This window comes from Rhodobacter aestuarii (assembly GCF_900156655.1).
Classification (GTDB): Bacteria; Pseudomonadota; Alphaproteobacteria; order Rhodobacterales; family Rhodobacteraceae; genus Rhodobacter; species Rhodobacter aestuarii.
Map to the genome: position 1 here is coordinate 45,077 of NZ_FTOG01000012.1, position 22,356 is coordinate 67,432.

At 61.2% G+C, this 22,356-nt stretch carries 23 protein-coding genes and 1 tRNA gene; 3 read left to right on the forward strand and 21 right to left on the reverse strand.

The genetic code is table 11. From position 1 onward, the window contains the following. Positions 1-73: 73 nt before the first annotated feature. From BW967_RS15805 to BW967_RS18765, 6 genes are all read right to left on the reverse strand, one after another. Positions 74-1,000, reverse strand: a complete 927-nt coding sequence (locus tag BW967_RS15805; RefSeq protein ID WP_076486068.1) for a homoserine O-succinyltransferase — start codon at positions 998-1,000, stop codon at positions 74-76. A 48-nt stretch (positions 1,001-1,048) separates the two neighbouring features. Beyond that, on the reverse strand, positions 1,049-1,909 hold the full coding sequence (locus BW967_RS15810) for an ATPase (RefSeq protein WP_076486069.1): 861 nt from the start codon (positions 1,907-1,909) through the stop codon (positions 1,049-1,051). A gap of 55 nt (positions 1,910-1,964) precedes the next feature. After that, on the reverse strand, positions 1,965-2,858 hold the full coding sequence (locus BW967_RS15815; protein WP_076486070.1) for a DMT family transporter: 894 nt from the start codon (positions 2,856-2,858) through the stop codon (positions 1,965-1,967). Positions 2,859-2,967: 109 nt separating this feature from the next. After that, the gene (locus tag BW967_RS15820; protein ID WP_076486071.1) at positions 2,968-4,170 is read right to left on the reverse strand and encodes an outer membrane protein transport protein; all 1,203 of its coding nucleotides are present in this window, start codon (positions 4,168-4,170) and stop codon (positions 2,968-2,970) included. Positions 4,171-4,323: 153 nt separating this feature from the next. Further along, entirely contained in the window at positions 4,324-5,241 is a 918-nt protein-coding gene (locus BW967_RS15825) for a DMT family transporter (protein ID WP_245826575.1), read from the reverse strand. A 60-nt stretch (positions 5,242-5,301) separates the two neighbouring features. Next, positions 5,302-5,487 carry a hypothetical protein gene (locus BW967_RS18765; RefSeq protein WP_076486072.1) on the reverse strand — a complete coding sequence of 62 codons (186 nt, stop codon included), beginning with the start codon at positions 5,485-5,487 and terminating at the stop codon, positions 5,302-5,304. A gap of 75 nt (positions 5,488-5,562) precedes the next feature. On the opposite strand from BW967_RS18765, the gene BW967_RS15835 reads away from it, so the two are divergent. After that, a complete protein-coding gene (locus BW967_RS15835; RefSeq protein WP_175610470.1) occupies positions 5,563-6,468 on the forward strand; it encodes a GNAT family N-acetyltransferase in 906 nt (301 codons plus the stop codon). Positions 6,469-6,476: 8 nt separating this feature from the next. On the opposite strand, the gene BW967_RS15840 is transcribed toward BW967_RS15835, so the two are convergent. Then, positions 6,477-7,565: a hypothetical protein gene (locus BW967_RS15840; RefSeq protein WP_245826577.1), complete on the reverse strand. Its 1,089-nt coding sequence runs from the start codon at positions 7,563-7,565 to the stop codon at positions 6,477-6,479. A 307-nt stretch (positions 7,566-7,872) separates the two neighbouring features. Here BW967_RS15840 and BW967_RS15845 point away from each other — a divergent pair, with 307 nt between their 5' ends. Then, complete coding sequence (locus tag BW967_RS15845) at positions 7,873-8,466, forward strand: L,D-transpeptidase (RefSeq protein ID WP_076486075.1); 594 nt, start codon at positions 7,873-7,875, stop codon at positions 8,464-8,466. 246 nt (positions 8,467-8,712) lie between these two features. Beyond that, positions 8,713-8,789 (forward strand) — tRNA-Met (locus BW967_RS15850). A 226-nt stretch (positions 8,790-9,015) separates the two neighbouring features. Here the strand turns inward: BW967_RS15850 and BW967_RS15855 are convergent. The 14 genes from BW967_RS15855 to BW967_RS15920 all read right to left on the reverse strand — a co-directional run bounded on the left by BW967_RS15855 (position 9,016) and on the right by BW967_RS15920 (position 22,356). Continuing rightward, positions 9,016-10,143, reverse strand: coding sequence for an RNA-directed DNA polymerase (locus BW967_RS15855; RefSeq protein WP_083952291.1), 1,128 nt, complete (start codon positions 10,141-10,143; stop codon positions 9,016-9,018). Continuing rightward, positions 10,136-10,438 (reverse strand): hypothetical protein, encoded by a 303-nt coding sequence (locus tag BW967_RS15860; protein ID WP_076486077.1) that lies wholly within the window; start codon positions 10,436-10,438, stop codon positions 10,136-10,138. Before BW967_RS15860 ends, BW967_RS15855 begins: the two co-directional genes overlap by 8 nt. Continuing rightward, positions 10,428-10,784, reverse strand: coding sequence for a diversity-generating retroelement protein Avd (gene avd / locus BW967_RS15865; RefSeq protein WP_076486078.1), 357 nt, complete (start codon positions 10,782-10,784; stop codon positions 10,428-10,430). Before avd ends, BW967_RS15860 begins: the two co-directional genes overlap by 11 nt. Positions 10,785-10,858: 74 nt before the next feature. Beyond that, entirely contained in the window at positions 10,859-11,938 is a 1,080-nt protein-coding gene (locus tag BW967_RS15870) for an SUMF1/EgtB/PvdO family nonheme iron enzyme (protein ID WP_076486079.1), read from the reverse strand. A 3-nt stretch (positions 11,939-11,941) separates the two neighbouring features. Continuing rightward, complete coding sequence (locus BW967_RS15875; RefSeq protein WP_076486080.1) at positions 11,942-12,253, reverse strand: hypothetical protein; 312 nt, start codon at positions 12,251-12,253, stop codon at positions 11,942-11,944. Between the two features lie 5 nt (positions 12,254-12,258). Continuing rightward, entirely contained in the window at positions 12,259-12,933 is a 675-nt protein-coding gene (locus BW967_RS15880) for a hypothetical protein (RefSeq protein ID WP_076486081.1), read from the reverse strand. Positions 12,934-13,066: 133 nt separating this feature from the next. Continuing rightward, a complete protein-coding gene (locus BW967_RS15885; protein ID WP_139327849.1) occupies positions 13,067-13,354 on the reverse strand; it encodes a hypothetical protein in 288 nt (95 codons plus the stop codon). An 18-nt stretch (positions 13,355-13,372) separates the two neighbouring features. Then, positions 13,373-13,906, reverse strand: a complete 534-nt coding sequence (locus BW967_RS15890) for a hypothetical protein (RefSeq protein WP_076486083.1) — start codon at positions 13,904-13,906, stop codon at positions 13,373-13,375. Further along, the gene (locus BW967_RS18575; protein ID WP_108188652.1) at positions 13,906-15,015 is read right to left on the reverse strand and encodes a hypothetical protein; all 1,110 of its coding nucleotides are present in this window, start codon (positions 15,013-15,015) and stop codon (positions 13,906-13,908) included. Before BW967_RS18575 ends, BW967_RS15890 begins: the two co-directional genes overlap by 1 nt. Then, positions 15,008-17,677 (reverse strand): phage tail protein, encoded by a 2,670-nt coding sequence (locus BW967_RS15900; RefSeq protein WP_076486084.1) that lies wholly within the window; start codon positions 17,675-17,677, stop codon positions 15,008-15,010. The genes BW967_RS18575 and BW967_RS15900 overlap by 8 nt, the downstream gene beginning before the upstream one ends. After that, a complete protein-coding gene (locus BW967_RS15905; protein ID WP_076486085.1) occupies positions 17,671-18,069 on the reverse strand; it encodes an NlpC/P60 family protein in 399 nt (132 codons plus the stop codon). The genes BW967_RS15900 and BW967_RS15905 overlap by 7 nt, the downstream gene beginning before the upstream one ends. Then, complete coding sequence (locus tag BW967_RS15910; RefSeq protein ID WP_076486086.1) at positions 18,066-18,578, reverse strand: DUF1833 family protein; 513 nt, start codon at positions 18,576-18,578, stop codon at positions 18,066-18,068. Before BW967_RS15910 ends, BW967_RS15905 begins: the two co-directional genes overlap by 4 nt. Further along, on the reverse strand, positions 18,578-19,336 hold the full coding sequence (locus BW967_RS15915) for a hypothetical protein (RefSeq protein ID WP_076486087.1): 759 nt from the start codon (positions 19,334-19,336) through the stop codon (positions 18,578-18,580). The genes BW967_RS15910 and BW967_RS15915 overlap by 1 nt, the downstream gene beginning before the upstream one ends. Beyond that, entirely contained in the window at positions 19,333-22,356 is a 3,024-nt protein-coding gene (locus BW967_RS15920; RefSeq protein WP_076486088.1) for a phage tail tip lysozyme, read from the reverse strand. The genes BW967_RS15915 and BW967_RS15920 overlap by 4 nt, the downstream gene beginning before the upstream one ends.

Below are 22,356 nucleotides of genomic sequence, written 5' to 3' on the forward strand. Positions count from 1 at the left end.
CTTGTTGGAAGCTTGCGCAAAGGGCCGCGCCAGACCCGGACGGCCTGCCCGAGCCAAAGGCAAAACGAATGGCTCAGGCACCCTTGCCGATCTTTGAAAGATCATAGGGCGTGTCTTGATAGATCGCGTTGATCCAGTTGCCGTAAAGCAGATGCGCGTGGCTGCGCCAGCGGTTCTTCGGCTTCCGGCTCGGGTCATCCTCGGGATAATAATTGTCGGGCACGTTGATCTCTTTGCCCGCCGCCACATCGCGATCGTATTCTTCTTTCAGCGTCGTGCTGTCATATTCGAAATGGTTGAAGACATAGAGCGCGTTATGACAGGCGTCTTCCACCAAGCACGGGCCGGTGCGCCGCGAGGCAATCAGCGTTTTTAACCCGGCCGCGTCCAACTCGTCTTGCCGCATCTCGGTCCAGCGGCTGACCGGCACCAAGACCTCGTCCGAAAAGCCGCGTAGGAAGGGTGAGGTCGGCGCCAAGTTGCGCTGGCGAAAGCAGCCAAAAGATTTCGCATCGAGCATATGCTTTTGCACGCCGTGAAAATGGTAGGCCATCGCCATACCGCCCCAGCAGACGCCAAAAGTCGAAAACACATGGGTCTGGGTCCAGTCAAAGACGCGCTGCAACTCATCCCAATAGGTGACCTCTTCAAAGGCCAGATGCTCAATCGGTGCGCCGGTGACAATGAGGCCGTCGAATTTCTCACCGCTTTCTTCGACCTCGGCAAAGGGGCGGTAGAAGGTTTCCATATGCTCGGCGGCGGTGTTTTTGGTTTGATGCTCGGTCATGCGGATCAACTGGAAGTCGATCTGCAAGGGGGTTGCGCCCACCAGACGGGCGAATTGGTTCTCCGTCTGGATCTTCTTCGGCATCAGGTTCAAAAGCCCAATCCGCAACGGTCGGATTTCCTGCGTTGCGGCGCGCTCCGGCGTCATCACCATTACCCCTTCGCGCGACAAAATATCGAAGGCGGGCAGGTTCTCCGGCAAGGTGATGGGCATTTTAGGTCCGTTACTTAGGTACTTACGCGGCGCCGCAAAGCGAGCCGGTCAGGCTGGCAGGGCCGAGGCTATCAAGGATGTAAGGTCTTTCTCGTCGCGCACAAGTGCGACATCTGCAGCCTTCACTTTCACCCCCCAGTTGCGCGCCATCGCCGCGTAGCGGGGTTGACGATGCTCCAAAGCTTGGCGGTACGTCCAGCGGATGAAGTCATCGGGGTTAACCTCTTCTTCCTTTAAGCCCCGCTCCACCCGGTATTTGAGCCACGCTTTTTCAAGGAATTGCGGCTGGTAATACATCGGCTTCGGCGCACGGTCGAAACGGCGCACGAGCTCGTCGGTGTGTTCCTCGCTGCCTTCGATCCAAACCATCAACAGGTTCGACGAAAGCTCTTTCAAGATCGCGTCTTGCGGGTCTTCGGGGTCCACCACTTCGCAGATCGAGCCACCGGAATCGCACACAAAATGCGGCAGGCCGTAAATGTCTTGCGAGCGGCGGATGAAATAGGTCGTGTCCATCAGCGCGGATTGTTCGGCCTGACGGTGCTGGTTTTGCCGCCGCATATATTCTTCAAACGCCAAACCGCCCTTCGACGGACTGCCCGGCTTGCCCAGATAGGTGGAAAGCGGGGCCAAATTGTCGAAGGTGATGTTGGAGGCAATATAGACGGAATCGCTCAGCAGCAGTTCCGCCAGAAACGGGTTCTTCATCGCCTCGCGCTTGAAGTTATCGGCGATATATTCGCCCATGTAGCGCGTGCCGATGCGGTAATCGACCGAGTAGTGAAACCAGCCCGAGGGCGCCGCGCGCAGCATCGAGGACACGTGCGTTTTGCCCAAGCCCGACATGCCGAAAAACAGCAGCCGTTTGCGGTTTGCCGAAAGCCAGTCCGCGCGCGTTTTATAGATCATCCCCGCCTCGTCTCGCGTTGTGTCGGGGCAGGTTTAACGCGCCGGGCAGGCGGCGTCACGCGGTTTTGGGCGCGCGGTTGAGCAGCCAAAGCCCCGCCGCCAGAACCGCGAAACCCGCCAACTCCAGCAGACCAAGCCGTTCGCCATAAACCGCCCAGCCCGCCAAAATGGCGACAGGCGGAATGAGCAGCGTAACAAGCGACAGGTTGCCTGCGCCGGCGAGCGCCAAAATGCGGTAATAAATCAGATAGGCGACCGCCGAACAGCCAAGCGCCAGCCAGCCGATGCCCACCCAAACAGGTGTGGCATAGTCAAAGCTTGGGACGCCCTCGATCAGAAGCATCGCCGGGATCAGCCAGATCATACCGCCCGTCAGCATTCCAGCCGCCGCCACCTCGGGCACGAGCCCCTTGATCGCAAAGCGCGCATAGGCCCCCGCGAACCCATAGGACAGCGAGGCGCCCACCACCGCCCATTGCCCCGCCGAGGTGAGGGTGAAGCTGGAAAGCGCCTCTGGCCCGATTGCCAGCACCACGCCCGCAAAGCCAATCCCGACACCTGCAAGGCGCGGCACCGTCAGCCGTTCATCGGCAAAGACGGCGCTGGCGACCAGCACTCCAAACAGCGCGGTTGACGCGTTCAAAATCGCAGCAAGCCCGCTTTCAATATGTTGCTGCCCCCAGACGATCAGCGAAAAGGGAATGGCATTGTTGAGCGCGCCCATGATCAAAAATCGCCCCCAAATGCCGCGATGGGCGGGCAGGGGCAGGCGGCGCAGCGCAACATAAAGCCAAAGCGCAAGCGCCCCACCGCTGACGCGAAAGCTCACAACGGTCAGCACTCCCGCGCCCTCGAGGGCTGCGCGGTTCGACAAGAAAGAGGTGCCCCAAATCAGCGCAAGCGCGCCAAGGAGCATCCAGACGAAGGGGGTAAGACGGGGCGCAGTCATGGTGGCGCGACGCTAGCCGAGCCACGCAAATTCAGCCACCCGGAACTTGTGCCAAGCACAAAGCAAAAGGCCCCGCGTTGGCGGGGCCTTTGAATGACTGTGTTCGAGCTTAGAAGCGATAGCCAACACGGAGACCGAACGCGACCGCATGGTTGTCTTCGAAGGAGGCAAAGGTGCCGCAATCGCCACCGGCGCTACAGCTTCCACCGCCGCCAATCACCACCTGCTCTGGCGTCTCGGTCGAGGCGCCACCAATCTTTACGTAGCGAACACCAGCAGTGACCTTCAGGTTGTCACGCGTATAGGTCGCCGCGACCCCAAGGGCGGTTTGTCCGTCGGTCGGTCCAAGGTTCCCCGCATAGCCGCCTTTGCTCGTCTCGTGGCTGACGAAAACGGCGCCGGACCAAGTCTCGTTAAACTTCCGCCCAATTCCCAATGTATAGGTGAAACTGTCGTCGTCATAGGACACGAGACCGCTGTGGGTGGCCGGGTTCGTCCCCGGCACCAAGCCTTGAGCTGCCATATACTGCTGCGGCGCGATTTCAAAAGCGGACCAGTCCACCCAACGGATCGAACCGAAAAGCAGCGTGTTTGCGGCAATCCCGGTTTGTCCTTCAAGGTTCACGGATTGCGGGATTTCGGTTTCAAAAACGGTCGTCGCGTTCAAAGCTGGGGTCGCCAAGAATACTTCATTGGCGTTGAAGCGATGAGTCACTGCCGAGTTATAGGTCAAGGCGACCCGTGCTGCGATTTCCGGTTTTTCCCAAGCTACGCCAATCAAATAGCCGTAGTCTGTTTGGGTGTCCGTTGACATGCGGTAGCCGTTAAACAATGCCACCGTGCCCGAGGTACTGATCTGACGGATGCCGCCAATCACCGAGAAGTTGTTTGGCAACTTGTAACGCAGCATCGCGGTCGTCGCGAGCGAATTGATGTCTGCCGTCGATCCCCCGTAAAGGTAGTTAAAGCCAGCAAGACTGCTGCCCATCGGATAATAAACATCGGCACCCACCGGTTCGTCCAAGACCAGTGCGAAGTCGAGCTTGTCGTTGATGCGGAATTTTGCGCTCAGGCTGTAGGTATTGTAATTTTCGGCCATATCTCCCGAGTTTGACCCGGCCAAAGACATTATGCCTGCGTTTACCTCTTGCACGCCAGAAACGTTCGGCTTTGCACGGCCTGCGTTGAATTCAATGTAATTGCCTTCTTCGAACAGGATGCCGACCGATTGGCTCGACCGTTCAATCCCGCCCGCGGTGGCTGCGGTGGCACAAAGGGCCAGCGCGCTCGCCGTCATCAGAATGTTTTTCATGTGTTCCTATCCCCAGAGTTTATTGCACTCTCTCCTGCCCAAAACCCTAGAGCATGCGGATCAGGTGAATCAATTCTGCGTTCCGTTTACGTCACGTCTGTGTGACAATCGGCGGGGGCGCTGTGGCGGAACGGACACGAAAATTAAGTAAACTCAACGGTTTGGTTTAGATTTTATGTTGATCCAGTTCGCATAAAGGATCAGTGCTGCCCCCACCACCAGCGCGGCGGTGAGTGGCTCGCCATAAATCGCAACCCCCACCAAAGCCGAAACAGGCAGGCGCGCAAAGTCAAACGGTGCCACGACAGAGGCGGGCGCAAGGCTCAGTGCGCGGGTTAGGCATAGATGCGCGCTAAGCCCCGCGAAACCAATGAAAATCAACGGTCCGATCGAATGCCAATTGGGTAAACGCAGCTGCCCATCCCAAAGCGCACAGATCAGCGCAAAGACGAATTGCATCACCGTGAGCCAAAACAAAATCTCTACCAAGGGTGCGCGTTTGGTGAGCTCTTTTGTGGCAAGGGCCGAGCCAGCAAAGCCAACGGCTGCCGCCAAAACAAGGGCTGTACCAATGTTCACCGTGCCCGCGCTCCATGGCTGCGCGACGATCAAAACCCCCGCAAAGCCAAGCGCCGCCGCAAAGAGGCGCCGCGCGGTCAGCACCTCGCCCAAAACAAACGGCGCGGCGAGCGCAACGATCAGCGGATAGGAGAATTCAAGCGCAAAGACCTGTGCCAGCGGAATAAGCGGCAGCGCGGCAAACCACAGGTTTTGCCCGATGAAATGGCTGATATTGCGCGCCCCATGCAGGCGCAGGTTGCGGGCACGAATGTCGCCCAGCCGCCCGGTCAGTGCGGCGCCAGCCATGACCAAGAAAATGCCAATGGCCGAGCGCCAAAGCATAATTTCGAACGTGTCGTGATAGGGGGCGGCGGCGCGGCCCGCCATGGCCATTGTGGTGAAGCCCCCAATCGCGCCGAGCATCCAAAGGGCCACACGGCCAATCGGCGGATGCGCAGCGGATGTCGGAAGAGTGGGCGTTGGTGTGGCGGGGCAGGGGGGCTTGGTCACGAGGGGCTCCGGCAGGTCTTTCCCCCTCCTGCGCCTGTGCGGGGCCGGTGTCTAGTGGTTTCAGCCAAGCCCGAGGATGCCAATCAATTGCCATGTGATCACGGCCGCAAGCCAAAATCCAGAAAGCAAAATCGCCAAAAGCAGGGCGGCCCAAAGTGTGTAGCGCGGGGCGGGGATGTCAAGCGGGGCCGAGGCGGGCGGGGCAGGGCGCGGTCTGCGGGCGGCGGCGGGTCGGGTCTTGGTCATTCGAATGCTCGCGGTCTTTCTTCATCAACGCTTGAGGTGCGTCCTGCGGGCATTAACCAAAGCTTAGGTAAACAGGTGTTTAACGAAACCATGGAACAGATCGCGCTTCGCAAATTTTCTGGGGCAGCGCCCGTTTGGGAGGCAGGCGTGGAGGCGCTTGCCCCCGCAGCGGCGCTGCAAAACCGTTTTGGCTACGGAGAAATTGCGGCGGGTGGCGGGCGCGGGCTGCGCCGCTATGAGATTATGCTTGGGGCGCAACGGATCGGTTTGGCGCAGTTGGTTGGCCGCGCGGGGCTATGGTTGGCCGCACGCGGGCCGGTTTTGGCGCCCGATCTTGCGCCGGATCTGCAGCGCGCGGCGCTGCGGCGGCTCGCGCGGGCGGTTCCGGGGGTGTTAATTGCCACGCCCGAGGTGCCGGTTTCAGGCTTTGGGCTTGTGCCGCTTATTACCTCTCGTCATCAGGCGCATTGGGATCTTGACCCCGCACAAGCAGAACTGCGCGCGGGGATGCAGGGCAAATGGCGCAACCGGCTGGTCGCGGCGGAAAAGGCAAAGCTGCGCCTGTGCGAAGAAACCGAGACCGATTGGCTGATTAAGGCCGAGGCGCGCCAAAGGGACGACCGCGGCTATCGTGCCCTGCCGCCCGGCTTTGTTGCAGCTTGGGGGATGGCCGTCCCCGACGGCGTGCTGACACTTTCGGTGCGCGACGCACAAGGCCAGCGGCTCGCGGGGGTGATGGCGCTCGTTTCGGGCGCGCTTGCCAGTTATCACTTGGGTTGGAGCGGTGCAGAGGGGCGTGCCCTTGGCGCCCATAACCTTTTGCTTTGGCACCTTGCGCTGCGGCTCAAAGCGCGCGGTGTGCGGCTTTTGGATTTGGGCGATGTAAACTCAGAAGCCGGTGCCGGTCTGATGCATTTCAAAATGGGCACCGGCGCGAAGCTGCACCGGCTTGGCGCAACCTGCCTTGTCTTGCCGGGTTAAGCTGGCACTTATCCGCCTTCAGCTGGGGTGCCCAAAACGGTGATCGCCACGCCCAAAAGTGCCAATGCCGCAAAGCCCATCCGCCGCGGACCGTGGCTGTGCAAGGCCGCCAGCAGCGATTGCACCGCGTAATAGGCCGCAAAGGCGCGCGAAGCATAAGAGATAATGGCAAAAAGATCGGTGCTCCACGTCAGCACAATGCCGGCCGCCACCAGTGCCAAATAGGCGGGTTGCGGAGGCAACTTGCCCCGGCTGAGTTCCGCCGTCAGCCCGCCCGCGCCAGAGGTATCGGCCACCGCGGCCGAAAGTTGCGCTGCAAGCGCTGCGGCCACCAGCATGGCCGGCAAGATCGGGGAGACAACGCGCATCATGTCGATGATCGCGGTTTCGCTCAACATCTCGCTCGTTGGGGCAAAGAGGAACGCAAGCAGCCCGATATAGGCCATGTAAATCGCGCTCGAGAGCATCTGCGCCCATTTCATCGCCGCGATCCGCGTCGGGGCATCGTAGCTTTTGCCCAAATAGCGCGCGGTCTCAAAGCCTTGCACCGTGACAATCAGGCCAAAGCCAAGGCGCAACGCATCCCAAGCCCCAATCGTGGGCGGGCTAAAGATCAAGGCCCCTGCATGGACGCGCGTCACAAAATACCCCGCGAGCCCCACAAGCAGCCCGCCGATGATCGCCAGTTTGAGCGAGACCGAGCCATATTCCATCCGCTCCAAGGCGCGAAATCCGCCCCGAAACCCGGCCACCCCAATCAATGCGAGCATCGCCGTCGTCGTCAGATTGGCGGCGAGTTCGCTGTTCCAAGGCGTCAGCGCAACCGCGAAAGCCCCGAAAAGGTTGAGGTAATAGGCGACCGAAATCACATAGGCAAAGGCAAGGATTGCCTGCGAAAGGCTCTGAAATCTGGCAACTGTCGTGGTCGCCTGTTCGGATTCCGCCGCGATCGTGACGCGAATGGCAGCCCCAAACGCCCAAGCGACAAGACAAAGCACCGCCATCGCCAAAGGGGCCAGCACGCCAAAGCGGCTTTGCAAAATTGGCCCCAGTACCAAAAAGCCCGAGCCGATAATGGAAGCCAGCGGAGTGATCATCGCGCGCCAGCGGGGCCGATTGCGCAAGCTGGGTAAAAACATCCCCCCGAACACTGCGGCGGCGAGAAGTAAAATGGCAATATCTAGAAGCATTTGATCGGGCCTTGTTTCTCTTCAGAGCTAGCACTGCGCAGGGGGCAGGCAAGGGGCTTTTCTTGTGCTCGGGGCGCGACCTTCTTGTGCGTTGTTGCATGGTGGCAGGGCGAAAGACCCACCACCCAAAGTCGGGAACCGAATCTTTCCTTTTATCGTTGAGTGGTAGAGGGCGCTTTGCTAGCCTGATTTGACCACGATCCCGGAGACCCGCATGGACCGTCGCACCTTTCTTGCCAGCCTCGCTACGGTGCCGCTGGTAACTTCCAGTCTGCCTGCCGTTGCGGCCCCTGCTGCCTCGCCGGAGGTGGCGCCTGCAGCCCCGAAATGGCCGATTGCGCCGAAGTTCTACCCCACCCCGGTCGATGTGAAGGCAGAGATCCCGGTGGGGACGATCATCGTCGTCTCCGACAAATTCTTCCTTTACCACATCACCGCGCCCGGCAAGGCGATGCGCTACGGCGTGGCGGTGGGGAAGGCCGAGTTGAAATTCCGTGGCCAAGCGGTGGTGGGGCGCAAGGTCGAATGGCCAAGCTGGAAACCCACGCCTGAAATGGTGCAACGCTCCCCCAGCCATTACGCGCGCTATGCCGAAACCGGTATGCCCGGTGGGCCGCGCAACCCGCTTGGGGCCCGCGCGCTTTATCTTTACCAAAACGGGCGCGATACGGCGATCCGCATCCATGGCACGACCGAACCCTCCTCAATCGGGCATGCGGTGTCGAATGGGTGCCTGCGCATGGTGAATGACCATGTGATCGCGCTTTATGACACGGTCGAGATGGGCACGCCCGTTACCGTTTATTGATCCCGCTTTCCGGTTCGGATGCCGCGCGGGGGCTTTTGGGGGCAATTCCACCCTGCGGGCGTCCGCTCGGTTTGTTGACGCCGCATTTGGTTTCGGCAATCAATCCTCCGGGGCAGGGGATGCAAACGCGCATGGGTGGTTTTGCGGCGCGATTTCCAGAACCATCCCGGGCTTTGCCCCTCGAACAAGTTTTTGCAGATTTCGCCCTTGACGCCCCGCGCGCCATCCCTTAGTCAGCGCGCCAGTGGCTAGGTAGCTCAGCAGGTTAGAGCACGTGACTCATAATCACGGGGTCGGGGGTTCGAGTCCCCCCCTCGCCACCACTTTACCATCCAAAGATATAGAATGACATCCAGAATGTCCTTGTTTAAAAGGGTTTTATTCTGTCAGTTTGTCCGATTGTAGCGTGCGACCAGCTTTGGCAGTAAATCGCACCAGCTTTGGCAGAGAAATTTTTCCCAGCGGGCGATCCTGACGGTAGATAGGGTGCTGGACGCACCACGTGGACGGCACAAAACGACAAAAATACCCGGCACGCCCGCGCCACCGTCATATGCGCCCACCGCATACCTTTGCGGGTCCTGCGTCAGGCCCTGTCGACACGGGCGCCGAATACGAAACAGCGAGCGGCGGCGGAACGAACGGCACATCGCACAGGACGCGGGTGCGCAGCTTGTAGGTGCTGGCATGTCCGGCATGGCCGATCCAACTCATGATGACCTGATGGACTTGATCCCAGGTCATCTTGCCCTCGTGATAGAGCCTCGCCATGCGCTTCATTTTGCGCCGCATCCGACCTGCGCTGTCCTTCCTGATCTTTCTGTGCGTCGGCCAGATACGGTAGCCGAGGAAATCGAGCGCACGGCCGTTGCTGAGTGAAACAGGAAATATCTGCGTCTTGTGATTACAGCGCAGGCCCAGGCGGGCATGCAGGAAATCTTCAATATCACGGCGCACCACATGGAGATGCGCCTTGTCATGCCCAACGATGGCGAAGTCATCCATATAGCGCAGGTACTGCGTTTCGCGGAGGTCGAATTTCACAAACTCGTCCAGCTCGTGAAGATAGATATTCGCGAAGAGTTGCGAGGTCAGGTTGCCGATCGGGATCCCGCGCGGCAAAGGGTCGCCAGCCTCGGCCGTACTGTCGATAATGTTATCAATCAGCCACAGAGTGTCATCGCAAGCAATGCGACGGCGCATCAGCCGCTTCAGCACGTCATGGCAGATCGATGGGAAATACTTGGCAATGTCGGCCTTCAGGACAAACACTTGCCCGTGCTCGCGCAGGGTTGCGCGCAGAAACGCCTGGGCGCGATCGGCGCCCGCATGGGTGCCCTTTCCCGGCCGACAGGCATAGGTGTCAAAAATGAAGCGCGCAGCCCATATCGGGTCAATCGCCTCGACCAGCGCATGCTGCACAATGCGATCTTTGATTGGCAGCGCAGCGATGTCACGCTCTTTCGGCTCGAAGACCTTGAAGTTGCGGTAAGGCCCGGTTTGGTAGCTCTTCCAGAGCAGGCTGTTCTGGATCTCGATCAGGTTGCTTTCAAGGCTTGCCTCGAAGCGGATCACATCCATCTGATGGCGACGACCCTTCACGACGCGGCCATAGGCGCGATGCAGAGCCTCAAATGTTGTCATGCGCTCAAATATGTTCTTGTAAGTTTTAGCCATTGTCGCCGCCATTGCGAGAGCGGCCGGAGCGAGGGGTCAGCACCATAAGGCGAATACTGTCCCGCTCCGGCCTGTTCACGTTTTTCGGCGCTTGGCCGAGGAGCGCGGGTCCTTTCGAAGGTGCGCTGGAGGCAGCCCCTTGAGGCTGCGACTTCTGGCAATCCCCGAGAGCGGGCCGGAAGCCGATACTCGCGTTCACGTTCGAACGCGGGTTGTTCAGGTTGAGGGCGAAGACGCCGGCATTGCCGCCGTTGTTCCAGTTGCCCCCACGGATCGGCAGACGCTCAAGCCACATTACCCGCGCCCCTTTCCTGCAAGCTCTTGAACCAGCCGCCGATCATGCGGCCGATCTCATCAAGATGGCGGCTCCAGACTTCGTAGCTTTTAAAGGAGAGGTATCCGAGCTTCTGGGCCATCCTGACCTGACTGCGCAGCAAGTCGAGCTCCGCATCCAGATCTTGCATCGTGGTCTTCTTGAAGTACCGCTTATTGCAGATGATGATCAAACGAAGCAGGCTCCACATCGTGTTGCGGATTTCTTGGCTGAGCACGTGGCGCTCAGCCTTGGGAAATTGCCGCAACACAATATAGCCATATGCGATCATGTCCTCGCATTTACGGCGGATCTTAAGGTCTTCCACCGCAGCCTCCTTCGTTGGTTCAAGGTCAAGGGGCGGGCTATCGCCCACCCCGGCAGAAATCAGGTGATCAGATGTCAGATCACGAAAGCGGGCCGGAAGCCGATACCCGCGTCCACGCGCGAACGCGGGCCGCTCAGGCTGAGGGCGAAGACGCCGGCATCGCCGCCGTTGCCCCAGTTGCCCCCACGGAGCGGCAGACGCTCTCCGATATTGCGAACATAGACGCGGCCTCGCTCTATTGTGGTGTCATGCGGGAAGGCCCCCAGAAGTTTCAGCAGGTTAGGAGCCGTGACGCCAGATGCCGCACCGAGATCTTTATACATCGCGAACATATAAGTGCTTCCGTCTGACTGGCTTGTTACTGCGGTGGCAAGCTGAGGGCTGCCCGTCCCAGTTGCGCCAGTGGCATCCCATTTTAACGTATCGGCCGTGCCGGGAGCGACGAGCGTCCCATCCTGCAAAATGGCCCGCCAGAGCGCGCTGGTGGCGCTGTGGTCGGCGTTTGTGGCCGCTGCATCATTGTCAGGGATGATCTGGATTTCCCCATCCACGAGGCGCAGGCCGCGCTGCCATTCCCACACGTTGCCGGTCAGGTCAGCGATGCCTGCCGGGCTGCCATCATGCAACCAACTCACAGGGCCGGAGCCAGTCAGAGTGCGCGCACTGCCGGTCGCATCGCCGGGCGCGGCACCGTCTTGCCGCCGACCAGTTTCGTATTTCTGGTCATAATCGCGCCCAAAATACGTATTGCCGCGCGGCATGGTGCCGTTTTTCCACGACCACAGCGCAACCGCAGACCATTCGGCATTGGTCATCATGTGCCATCCCGGCCCCTTGATGCTGCAGCGGGCATCGGCAGTGTCGAAATTGATAGAGGCCGCAGGGTCTTGGCCCGGCAGGGACAGGGCGTGGTTATCATGGACCGAGGCCAGATACTTTCCGACGAAAATCTCACTGCGCGCCACACCATTGACGATAAAGGCCGGATGGGCGCCAGAACCAAGCGCCGGATCGATATCCTCGATATTGAAGCGCGGCACCACGCACATGACAGAGGGATAGCCCGCTACGTCATAGAGGACCGTATTTTGACCACCAGAGGCAGCCTCGACAGATTGGCGCAGCGCGTCCGGCGCGGAAATAATAATCGACATGGCTTAGCCCTCGCTGGTGGGCAGCGCCCACAGTTGCAGTTGCACCGCGTCCAAATTGATCGCCAGCGGCACGATGACCGCTTCTTCATCGACCTCCGACTCGGTGTATTGGCGCGGCGGGACGACGATCACGGCAGCATATTTCTCACCCTCAAATGAGGGCATGCCTGCGGCATCCACAAAAACTGTGATTGCGCGCCCCACGTCGCGCGCCTCCGCCTCGAGGTCCACGGTCAGCGCCCCAGCAAAGGTCAGCGCGGCGCCATCTAGCGCCCAGTCGATGACCGGGCCATTGGTCATTTTGGTGATATTCATGCCACTTACTCCGGTGCTTTAAGGACGGTCCAGCGCACACTGACGTTATCGGCGCTGCCAGACATTTTGATTTTGAAGCCGTTGACAGCTTTGTCGTAGACCGTGACAGCCCCAACAGCGGCAAGGTCTGTCGCGCTCAGCACGTCAACCGCCACCGCGTAGTTGGTGGAGGGCAAATCCGCCGCCAGCGCGACCGATACGAATGGCGTGACCGATGTCACCCACCCGCGCGCAGGTTGGATTGTCCGCACATCTGCAAGCGTCACCGCCGCGAGGCTGGTGCCCGCGTCACCCGCAGGGACTGTGACCGTATAGAGCGCGAGCGCTGCGTCAGGCACGGTCTCGCCGATCTGCACGGCATAGGCCCCACCGGACGCCACCAAATAGACGGTGTAAATGATCGCCGCGCCTGTGAAGTTCGTCGGCACGGCAACCTGATCTGCCACATCTGGCAGAGCCACGACGATACCGTCGATTTTGGCGCGGCTGATGCCCGTACCAACGGTGCCAGATTGGGATAGGTGCAACGTCCGGGATGTAGCTGATTTGCTCAGCACCATCCCCGTTGCAACCCATTTGTTTTTGATGATCGCGGTGCCCTGCGGGCCGCGCGTTGCTTTGAGATCCGCAACGAGCCCATCGCCCGATACCGTCTCAATCGGAAATCCCGTAATAGTCATTTAGATACTCCCTACACGGACAAGATAAGCGCGGCCCTGCGCATCGGTGACCACTGCGCCCCCGATCATGAGGACGCGATATCGGGCGCGCCCCAGCACGAAGGGCGATCCTGGCGCCCCCCCGATGAACAGATCACGCATGGTTCACGCTCACGATGCAGTCGACGAGGCTGTAGCCCCACACATAGACGCCAGAGCTCGCCTCAGCCCACAGCGCCGACAGCGGCGTATCAAGCGGCAAGATCACATGCGGGTAGAGCGTCACCGCGCCGCTCCGGTCGGCCGGGGCCGTGGCGATCGTGGTGACGAGCAGTTCCAGTTCAGCGCCGCTGGTGAGTTGCGCGCGCAGTGCCGTGACAGGGCCACTGCTCAGCGGCGTCATGGTGTGCTTAGGAACGTTTTTAGTTGCGTTGTAGGCCATTTTATCCTCCGTTTCAGGTCAGCCATTCAGGGCGCTGAGTGCGGCTGCGATGTCTGCCAGCGTCCCCGCCGCCTCAATCTCAGCGGAGACGGTCATTCGACGAGCTTCCAACTGTGCAGCGGCGGTGCGCCAGTTGCTTGAGAGGTTCAGCCAAATCTGGGCGAGCGCATCGGCGTCTGGGGCCGTGATGCCCACCTCAGCGGCCAAGAGCGGGTAATCCGCCAGCACGGGGGCTTCGGCGGTGATCCATGCGCGGGCCTCTGCCTCTTTTGCGAGGTAGATCATCTCTTGGCCCGGCAGATCGGTGATCAGAGCCAGTCGTGCCCCGCAAATAGCTTCGGACAATTTTTGCCACGCCTTCGCCTTGGCGTCCGCCAAGAGCTGTTCAGATGCCGGGCCGCGCGGTGGCGCCCAAACCGCGCCATCCCAAGCCCAGCCAATTCCGACGCCGTCAGGAAGTTCCGGCCAATCTGCGGCCCAATTTGGTACAGCGGTCGGATCGACTTGTATGACGTTGGCAACGATGCCGCTCTCAATCTGTGCTAGGTTCATCAAACACCTCCGATCCAGATGCGAGCCTCGCCGCGGCCGCCAGCTCCTGAAGCTCCGGTATGGGCACCGCCACCGCCGCCACCCGGCGCGGATCCCGCCGTCCCCGCGCCGCCAGAACTGGTACAGCCCCGCCCACCAGCACCTCCGAAAACAGAAACGCCGCCAGCGGCGCCGCCAGTCGAGCTGCCTAAGCCCGTGCCGCCGCCGCCGCCACCAAAGACCGCCGCGCCGCCGACAAGGTTAGCATTGGTGCCTTGTCCCCCGCCGCCACCGCCCCAAATCGTCCGCGCAGCATCTCCAGCGGCGGTTGCGCCGCCCGCACCACCGCCCGGTGCGCCACCAACGGATCCATTGCCCGCTGCGGTTTCGCCGCCACCACCACCTCCTCCTGAGGAAGCGCCTCGACCGCCACCCCAAGCCGTCAGAAGCGTGCCGACCGTGGTGCTGCCACCAACATTGCCCGTGTCTCCGCCAGTGATAGAGGCACCACCGGCGCCAATGATGATCGAGATCGAGGGGGGCAGGTCCGCATAGAGCAGGCGGCGCGCAACATAGCCTCCACCGCCACCACCACCTCCGGGAACGCTAAGCCCATTGTAGCGACCACCGGATCCGCCTGCGCCCCAAGCCTCAATCAGAACAGGCGTGTTGTCCGCAAAACCTGACGGCTTCACCCAAGTCGTGCTGGCTGTGATCGCGATGTAGTAAGGATCGGCAGCGCTGCTACCACTGCCGCCGCCGCTGACAATGACGAAGGCCCCGCCAACATATTCCAATATCACCCGCGCTCCGGCTTGCGCTTGACCGCCTGCCATCGCGAAACCCGCCGCAGTCAGAACCGGGACCGGCGTGCCGCCATCGATCGACAAGGTCATATTGTCCGTGTTCGTTGCCGCCCACGCGATCGAGAACCGCATATGCTCGAGCAAACCTGCGGTGAGTGGTGGATCGAGCGTTGCGGTCACGGCATCACCGGTGCCGCCCACATTGGACAAGGGCCAGATCGCCGCCGCGAAAAGCTGCCCGAGCCGATCACCATATTGCTCGAGGAACTGCAGTCCGCTCGGCGCGGGATCGGAGAGGTGAGAATAAAGGGAGCGGTCAGCCATCGTGATGCACCTCGTTTGCCTCGTCTACCAATGTCAGAGTTGCCTGAAGATCGTCGCGCGGCTCGATATCCAAGACCTTGCAGCGCAGGGTTTCCCGGCCGTGCAGGCCGACAGAAACCAACGTCCCTTCTTTGATCCCGTCAGGATTTGCCGGGGTGGCGAAGACGATTTTATCGCTATCGCCATCGCCAATCAGCGGGTGGATTGTGCTCGAACCGTCGGCGCGCCGGACCAGCGCGGCCGAGAGCGCCCCGATTAACGACACGTCCCCGACGGTCGACAGATCGGCAATCGCAGCCCAAGAGGGCCGAGATATAAGCGGCACATCAGCCTCTAGATCCAGCGCCGCGACCAGACCCTCAGTATTGAGCCAAACCGTGGCTACGCGGGCGGTCGCGCCGTGGCGCTCGATCTGGTCGTGTTGCACCGCAACCAAGCTGCCGCGCCGACAAACAATTGCCTCTGCCGGGGCGGTCAGGCTGTAATAAGTGCCCCGGTGCCGTGGTTGCGCCAGATCATAACGCGCGCGTGCGCGAACCTCGTCCTCGGTTACGAGGCCTTCGTAATCGACCTGCTCTAGCACACCGCGCGGCGAACCACCGGGGCGCAAAACGGTGATTTGCCGGGCCTCATAGTCGATTGCGGCATCCCGGAAGTTGACCCGCAACCCATCAGGCAAACGCGGCATCGCCCGACGCCAGCTAAACTCGGCCGAGTTGCGCGGCGTAAACAACTGTACCGGCGCTTCCTCCGAGGTGTCGCGGTCCACGACGACGCCCCAAATCTCAGAGGCATAGGGCTGGCCGTAACCGCAACTTGCCACGATTGCTGCCGCTGCCGCCGCGCCTTGATCCTCGATCACGGCGTTGACACGCCAGTCTTTTGCACTGCATTCGTCGCGCCACGCGACCAATCCAGCGGTGTCCACCAGTTCGGCGGGCAAGGCGTCGGCGTTGAGACGGCCCGCATAGATGTCGCGCAGATGCGGTGCAGGGTTGTCGGTGACTGCCCAATCACGCCATGCCTCGCCGTCCCAATCTGGTACCCATCCGCCCGCGACGACCGAGACGCGATCCAACTGCTTGTTGCGCGCGCGGATCGCCACAATTGCCATATCGCCGGGAACGATCGGCGTCTCGTTCCAAATCGATACAGAACGCAACAAGATCAGCGCGTCGGCGATCATGTTGCGCGACATGGCGATTCGCGGGGTCGCCGGGTCGCGATAGCCGAAGAGCGCCCAGACCGAGCCGTTGACCGTATAGGCTGCGGCGGAATAGCTCGCTTGCGTGAACACCGCCCCGCGCGTGATCTCGATCTCCCACCGCCCTGGGGGCCAAAGCGCGGGGTCAAGGTGGATCGTTGCCGTGTAGCGATCAAGTGTAACGCCGGTTACTCCCGTGGTGCCAAGATTGCTCGCATCCATCCAAGCATCGCCCGCCGCACCAAAGGCATCGTCGGCAGTCCAGCCCCCTTCAGCAGGGGACACCGCCTGATCGGGGCAGTTTCGACGCGCTTCGACCCAGCCTTCTGAGGTTGCGGCAGCGGGCGTTGCGGCCTCTTCCGTCCAAACCAGCCGGATGGTCGAGCGCATCTGGCGCAGCGATGCCCCCTGGAAATGCAGCTCGGGGAGATTACGCCACGCTGTCGTCCCACGCTGGCGCATGCGGATCCGGACGGGCACGCGGAGCTTGGTACTGCCCCCTTCAAAGTTGAGCCCCTGCGCAAAGATCATCTGCACTTGGTGTTCATCTGGCTTATCCCACGTCGCCAAGACCTGCGGCTGCGGCACGGTGAGCGATAGATCAAGCGTCGGATCGAGCAGGCTCGCATCTTCACTATCGACCTGATGCGGCGTCAGTTCTGCCTGCGGGGCCTCTGTGCGGCTTTGCCGCCGCAAGAGCCACAGCGGCCGATCTCCGGGCCAGCCTTCACGCGTCTCAATCTCGACGCCGGGCGTGTCATAGGCGCTTGCGGCCCCGATCCGGATATCGGTGAGCCGATGAGGCCCGGCAAGCACATAAGCGGCCTCGACGATCTCGTCTGCGCCGTCGAAATAGGTCAGTGGTTCAGTGCCAAGCGGTGGGAAGATCTTCCGCTCGCCCAGAACGCGCGGGATCGCACCGTTAGGATCGAGGACGTTGCCCCGCAAAGAAGCCGTGCCCTCATTGCGCCAGCGGTCGCTTTGATTATCTGACTTTGGGGAAGGAGAGAGCGCGGTGATCAGAAGCGCCCCAACGACCTGAATGCCTGCCGCCGCCGCAAAGGCCGCTGCAGACCCGGCTTTGAAGGCGGCCAAACCCCATTTCGAGGCCATATTGCCCGCCAGCACCCAGCCCGTTGCGAGCGAAAGAGCAATCGAGGCGATGAAGGCAAAGACTTTCTTGCCGCCGCCATCTCCGCCGCGCGGCGGCAAAGAGAAGGAAAGTTCAACCGGCCGTCCTGGGCTCGGGGATTTGGGGCGAACCCGATGCCAGTTTTTGCGCGGTACCGGATGGCCGTTGAGGCAAATCACGCCGTAGCGACGGAACTCGGGCGGGAGCGCGGGCTTGAAGCCGTCGATCGCTTCATCAAGCGTGATGCCAGGGCGCGCCCAATGAACCTGCGGCGTAATCCCAAACGGGCTGCGATAGGCGCAGAGGATGTGGTCGTGCTTCAGCATTGCGACCGTCTCCGATAGCCAAGGATTCGGCGCGCGACACTCCAATGCGAGATCGGCACAATCACCGCATGGCTCGCTTCTTCCACATGCAGCAGGCGGGCCTCATCAATCATCACGCCGACATGCACCACCGCCGCGCCGCCGTTCGGGGCGCGCATCAGCACCACATCAAAGGCTTGCGGGCTTTCGACGGCCTGCCAGCCGTCATCCTTGCCCTTTTCCATCGCGCGAGCGATCCGGATCAGGTCATGCGCGGAGATTTCGCCATAAAGCGGCAGATCGATGCTAAGTTCTCGGCCATAAACCGCGACCACCAGCCCCCAGCAAGTGACCTCCCCCGGCCCCTCGCCGAAGGGCAGGCCGATATAACGCTCCCACCATACCCGCGTCATCGAAAAAGCCCCGGCAGACGGTCCTGCGTCGCGAAAACGCTCGGGAACGGCTCTTGAGAGAAATCGCGGATCATCAGCCGACCTGTGAGCTCTGCGACGTTGCAATCGATATCGACCAGATCCCATTTCGTTGGGGCAATGACGGGCATGACGGTGCCCTTCGGCTCTCTGGGATCGAGCGAAAGATCAAAATCTGCTGAAGAGCAGATTTCTAAGGTGACGGTGGCACGGTCTGCCAATTGGCGCAGCGCCATGCCGATCCGGCGATCGACGTTGGGCACGGTCAGACGGCACGAGGGCGCTTCATCGCCGTCTGTGGGCAGCGTGAAGCCAAACAAAAGGCCCTGCCAAAGATAGCCATCGCGCAGGTAGTCCATACAATCTGCGACGACGCGCATCGGTTCGATCAGGTTCGGATGCTCGATCGTCACGAAGGCGAGGATCGTGTGCACGCTTTCTGTCGCCTCAAGCGATTGGCGCGTGCCCGTCGGGAGGATGCGCTGCGTCATCAGGCTTGCTCCAAGACATATGCCGCACCTGCGGCGTTCACGACCACGGCATCGCCGATTGTTAAAACGGCATAACTGGGGGGCGGAGCAGCCCCAAGCGCCCCGGCTTCGAAGATCCCGATCCCAGAGATATCGGCGTAGCTCGCCGCTTCGGGCCACCAGCCAGCCGAGAGATCGACCGCGAAAAGCGTGCTGACGGTCCCATTCGCAAACACGATCCGCACATCGCAAAGGCCGTGCGCCATCGCCAGACCGGGCGCAAGCGGATCGCCGATTGCGGCGGTTTGGCCGATCTGCGCTGTGCCATTGTGAAAGAGCCCCCGCGCGATGTCATAGGCTGCCAACGGGGCAACCAAGGGGCCTTCTGGCATCAGCCAAGCCCACCACGGCGTTGACGGCAGGCGGATCACCTGCACCGAAATATCCCAGTGCAGCCCAGTGATATTGGTCTCGCTGACCGGTTCTTGCGCCGCGAACTTCCAGCGACGAACCTTGCCATCGGCCGGATCGCGCCACAGGAAATCTAATACGCCGCGATACGTCTCTGCCCAAAACGCCCAGAAGGCCGCCCGTTCCGCTTCATCCGCCAAGGGGAAAATGCCTCGGAAGGTCCAAGCCTCGGCCGTGGTGCGAGCCCGGTAGAGTGGCGCGCCGACCTCTGGCGAGAAAATCGCACGGGTCTCAAACGGGGAGCCGGTCCAGCTTTGCTTTTTCGGTGTTTGCAGAAAGCCCTTCGGCCATACGATCATCAGGCTCATCGTTTGACCACCTCTGGTTTGAGGGCATAGCGCGACCGCAAGCGCTTGTCGTGTTTGCCCTGTGCCAGTTGACGCCCAACGATCAGTTCAACCATGCTTTCGCCATCCGGCCCTTGGCTGGTGGCCTGCTGAATGGGTTCGGAGGTGTAGTTGTGAATGTTGATCGTCGCAGGCGCGGGTGCGGCCGCGATCGGGGGTGTGCTGGCCGCATTGGCGGCGGGCGGCGGGCTCGACAAGATCGAGCGCGTTTCCGATGCATTGAAGATCCGCGCCGCGCCCGTCGCTTCGATCTCGGGGCCGTTCTCACCCACGATCCGCCAGCCGCCAGCGTGATCCCCACCCGCCGCAAAGCCCGGAAGGCCGAGCAAGCCGCCGATCAGATTGCCAAAGAAACCGCCCGCGCTGCCGCCTGCGCCATCGCCTTGGAACAGGTTATTCAGCGCCGCGCCGAACGAATTGAACCCGTTGCCCATCGTGCCGAGTTGATCGGTGGTCGTGGTCGCAGTGGCCCCAAACTTCGCCATCGCGGCCTCAGCGGCCCCGAGCCGTTGCGACCAGCCATCAGCCCCAGCCGGATTGGCGAGCGTATAGCCTTTGGGGCGCTCAAAGCCCGCGAAAGCGGCGGTCGCATCGCGCACATTCGTCGATGCCAAGAGCCGCTTCATCGCCGCCGCTTCCGAGGTCATCAGCTCATGCCAAGCGAATTCGAGCTGAGCATTGACGTTACCAAGATTGCCCTTGCCGCCGATGAAGTCGAAAAGCGCCCCCTTGCGGTCATTGTGCTGGAAAAGCCCAAAAGCCTGCCCAAAGTCCCCAACATTCGTCGGATCAAAGGAGCTTTCGCGGCTGACATTGCCCATGATCCCGGCGATCTGGTGAGGCTGTAGCCCTTTGTTCGCAAAGAACTGCCAGACCTGCGATTGCACATCGGCGGACCCAGCCAGCCCGCCCGTCGGCACACCAGATAGGCTTGCCGCACCAAGACCAAGGCCGCCGTTAATGATCACCTGCGCGGCGGTGACCGTCATTGCGCCCACCGATTGCGAGCTGACGCCCGTCACTTCGAGCGGTCCCGCCTTGCCGGTCAGCCGGTCCCAGATCCCGCCCAAGCCCCCAACATCGGCCATCGTCGCGTAATCGGTGCCAAACAGTGCGTTCTTGAGCGGGTTGGTGAGGGCAAGCTCGGTGAACATGCCCTCGATCTCCGTCGCCATGGCCTCAAAAGCCCCGCCGATATCGCCTTGCTTGAGCGCATCAATGATGCCGTCGATCGCATCCTCGCCCGCGCCTTGCACGGTTTCCCAAGCGCTGCGCACCCGATCCAGCTGTGCCTCGGCCTCAGCGGCGGCTGTCGCGGTGGCGCGAATGTCCGCCGCCATGGTGCTGGATGGGTCCAGATGCATGTCGCGGATCTGCTGCTCGGCCTCATAAAGTGCCAAAATGCGCCGACGCGTCGCCTCGGTTTGGCCGATCAAGCCCAGTTCAAGCTGCGTTTTAGCAAGCGACTCGGTTTGCGTGCGCAGATAGTCTTTGCCAGCGGCGAGCGCCCCAAAGGGATCAACGCTCTGCAACCCCTTGGCCGCGTCCCAAAGCTCGAGCAGCTTTTTCTTGTGCTCTTCGGTGGTGTCGAGCGTGCGCAGTTGTGCTTCGAAATTCTGACGCTCTGCCTCGATCTGGAGCCGTTTCACCTCAAGGCTATCGGCACCATATTGCAGCGTGGCTTCTCCAATCCGCCGCGTCATTTCGAGATCGTCTTCAAGGTCGAAAGGCGCGCGGGTCTTTTCCAGCGTCTTCATTACGTCATCGAGCAGATCGGCGAGCTTCTGGCCCTTTTCCGCCGCCGTCTCAAAGGGTACGTCGATGCCGGATTTCGCGATTTCCTTGGTGAGAGCGTCGATTTGTTCTGTCGTTCCCTCCAGTATGCGTGCATGGATGGATGCTGTTCCGACAGATGTGCCAAATTTCGTCGCAGCTTCATTTGCACCATCAGAGTTGTATTCGGCATTTGCCATCGCTTCGGCGATGCCCTTTGCCGCTTCAACCTTGCTTTCGAACGTGTCGGCCATCTCGAATTTCTGGATCGCAGCGCTGACTTCTTGCGCGCCGCGCGCCGTCAGGTTGAACTGCTTTTCGAGCGTTCTGGAATCGACAACACCAAAATTGAAAACTGAATGCATATCGGCGACCGCTTCGCCAACAGACTTGATTGAGGTGCGCACTCGTTGCGCGGCCTCCATTTGAGCCAATTGGAGCAATGCGATGTTCAGTTCACGCGCAGCACGGGCGCCGGAGCCGAAATCTGCGGCCAGATCGGCCGTGCCACGTTTTGCTTCTTTCAGCGCAGCCTTCACAGCGCTGGTGGAGCTTTCCAGATTTCCGAGAGCCTCATCGAGCGTTTTGGCTTCCTCGCCCGTGTCAAGCAGCCATTGCACAGCGGCCGTGCCAAAACCGATCACCGCCATCGTGGCAAGCGACATCGGGTTGAGCATGCCCATGAAGGCCCCGCGCAGGGCGGTTCCCGTTGCCATGCCAGAGGCCCGCATCTGGGTGAAGACCTGCGTCACCTGCGTGCCTTGCTGCATCATCAGCATCATCGGGTTTTGCCCCGCCATCGTCATCATCGCGATGTCATTGAGCTGGAACGAGAGGTTCGCGGCATAGGCCGAGGCCGCCCCAGTTGATGGCGCACGGGGCGACGAGACCGGCGCGGGCACAGGGTTTTGGCGCGGCGGAGTTTGATATTGCAGCGGTGTTGGTCCGACCGGCCAGCCATATTGCGATTGTTCATAGGCAGCACGCGCTGCAGCTTCGGCCTCGGCTACCTCTTTCGCGGCGCGGGCGGCCGCGCGTTTCGCATCGGTGTTTTTTAAGGTGGCGGTGGTGTCGCTTGCGATGGCGCTGGTGGCGGCTTGGGTGTCGGCCTTCAGCTTACCGGTGGCGGCCTGTACCTCGGCGGCGGCCGCCTTGGCACTGGAGGCATCGCCTCGAAACAGCAGCTCATAGACCATTGGTCCGCTCAT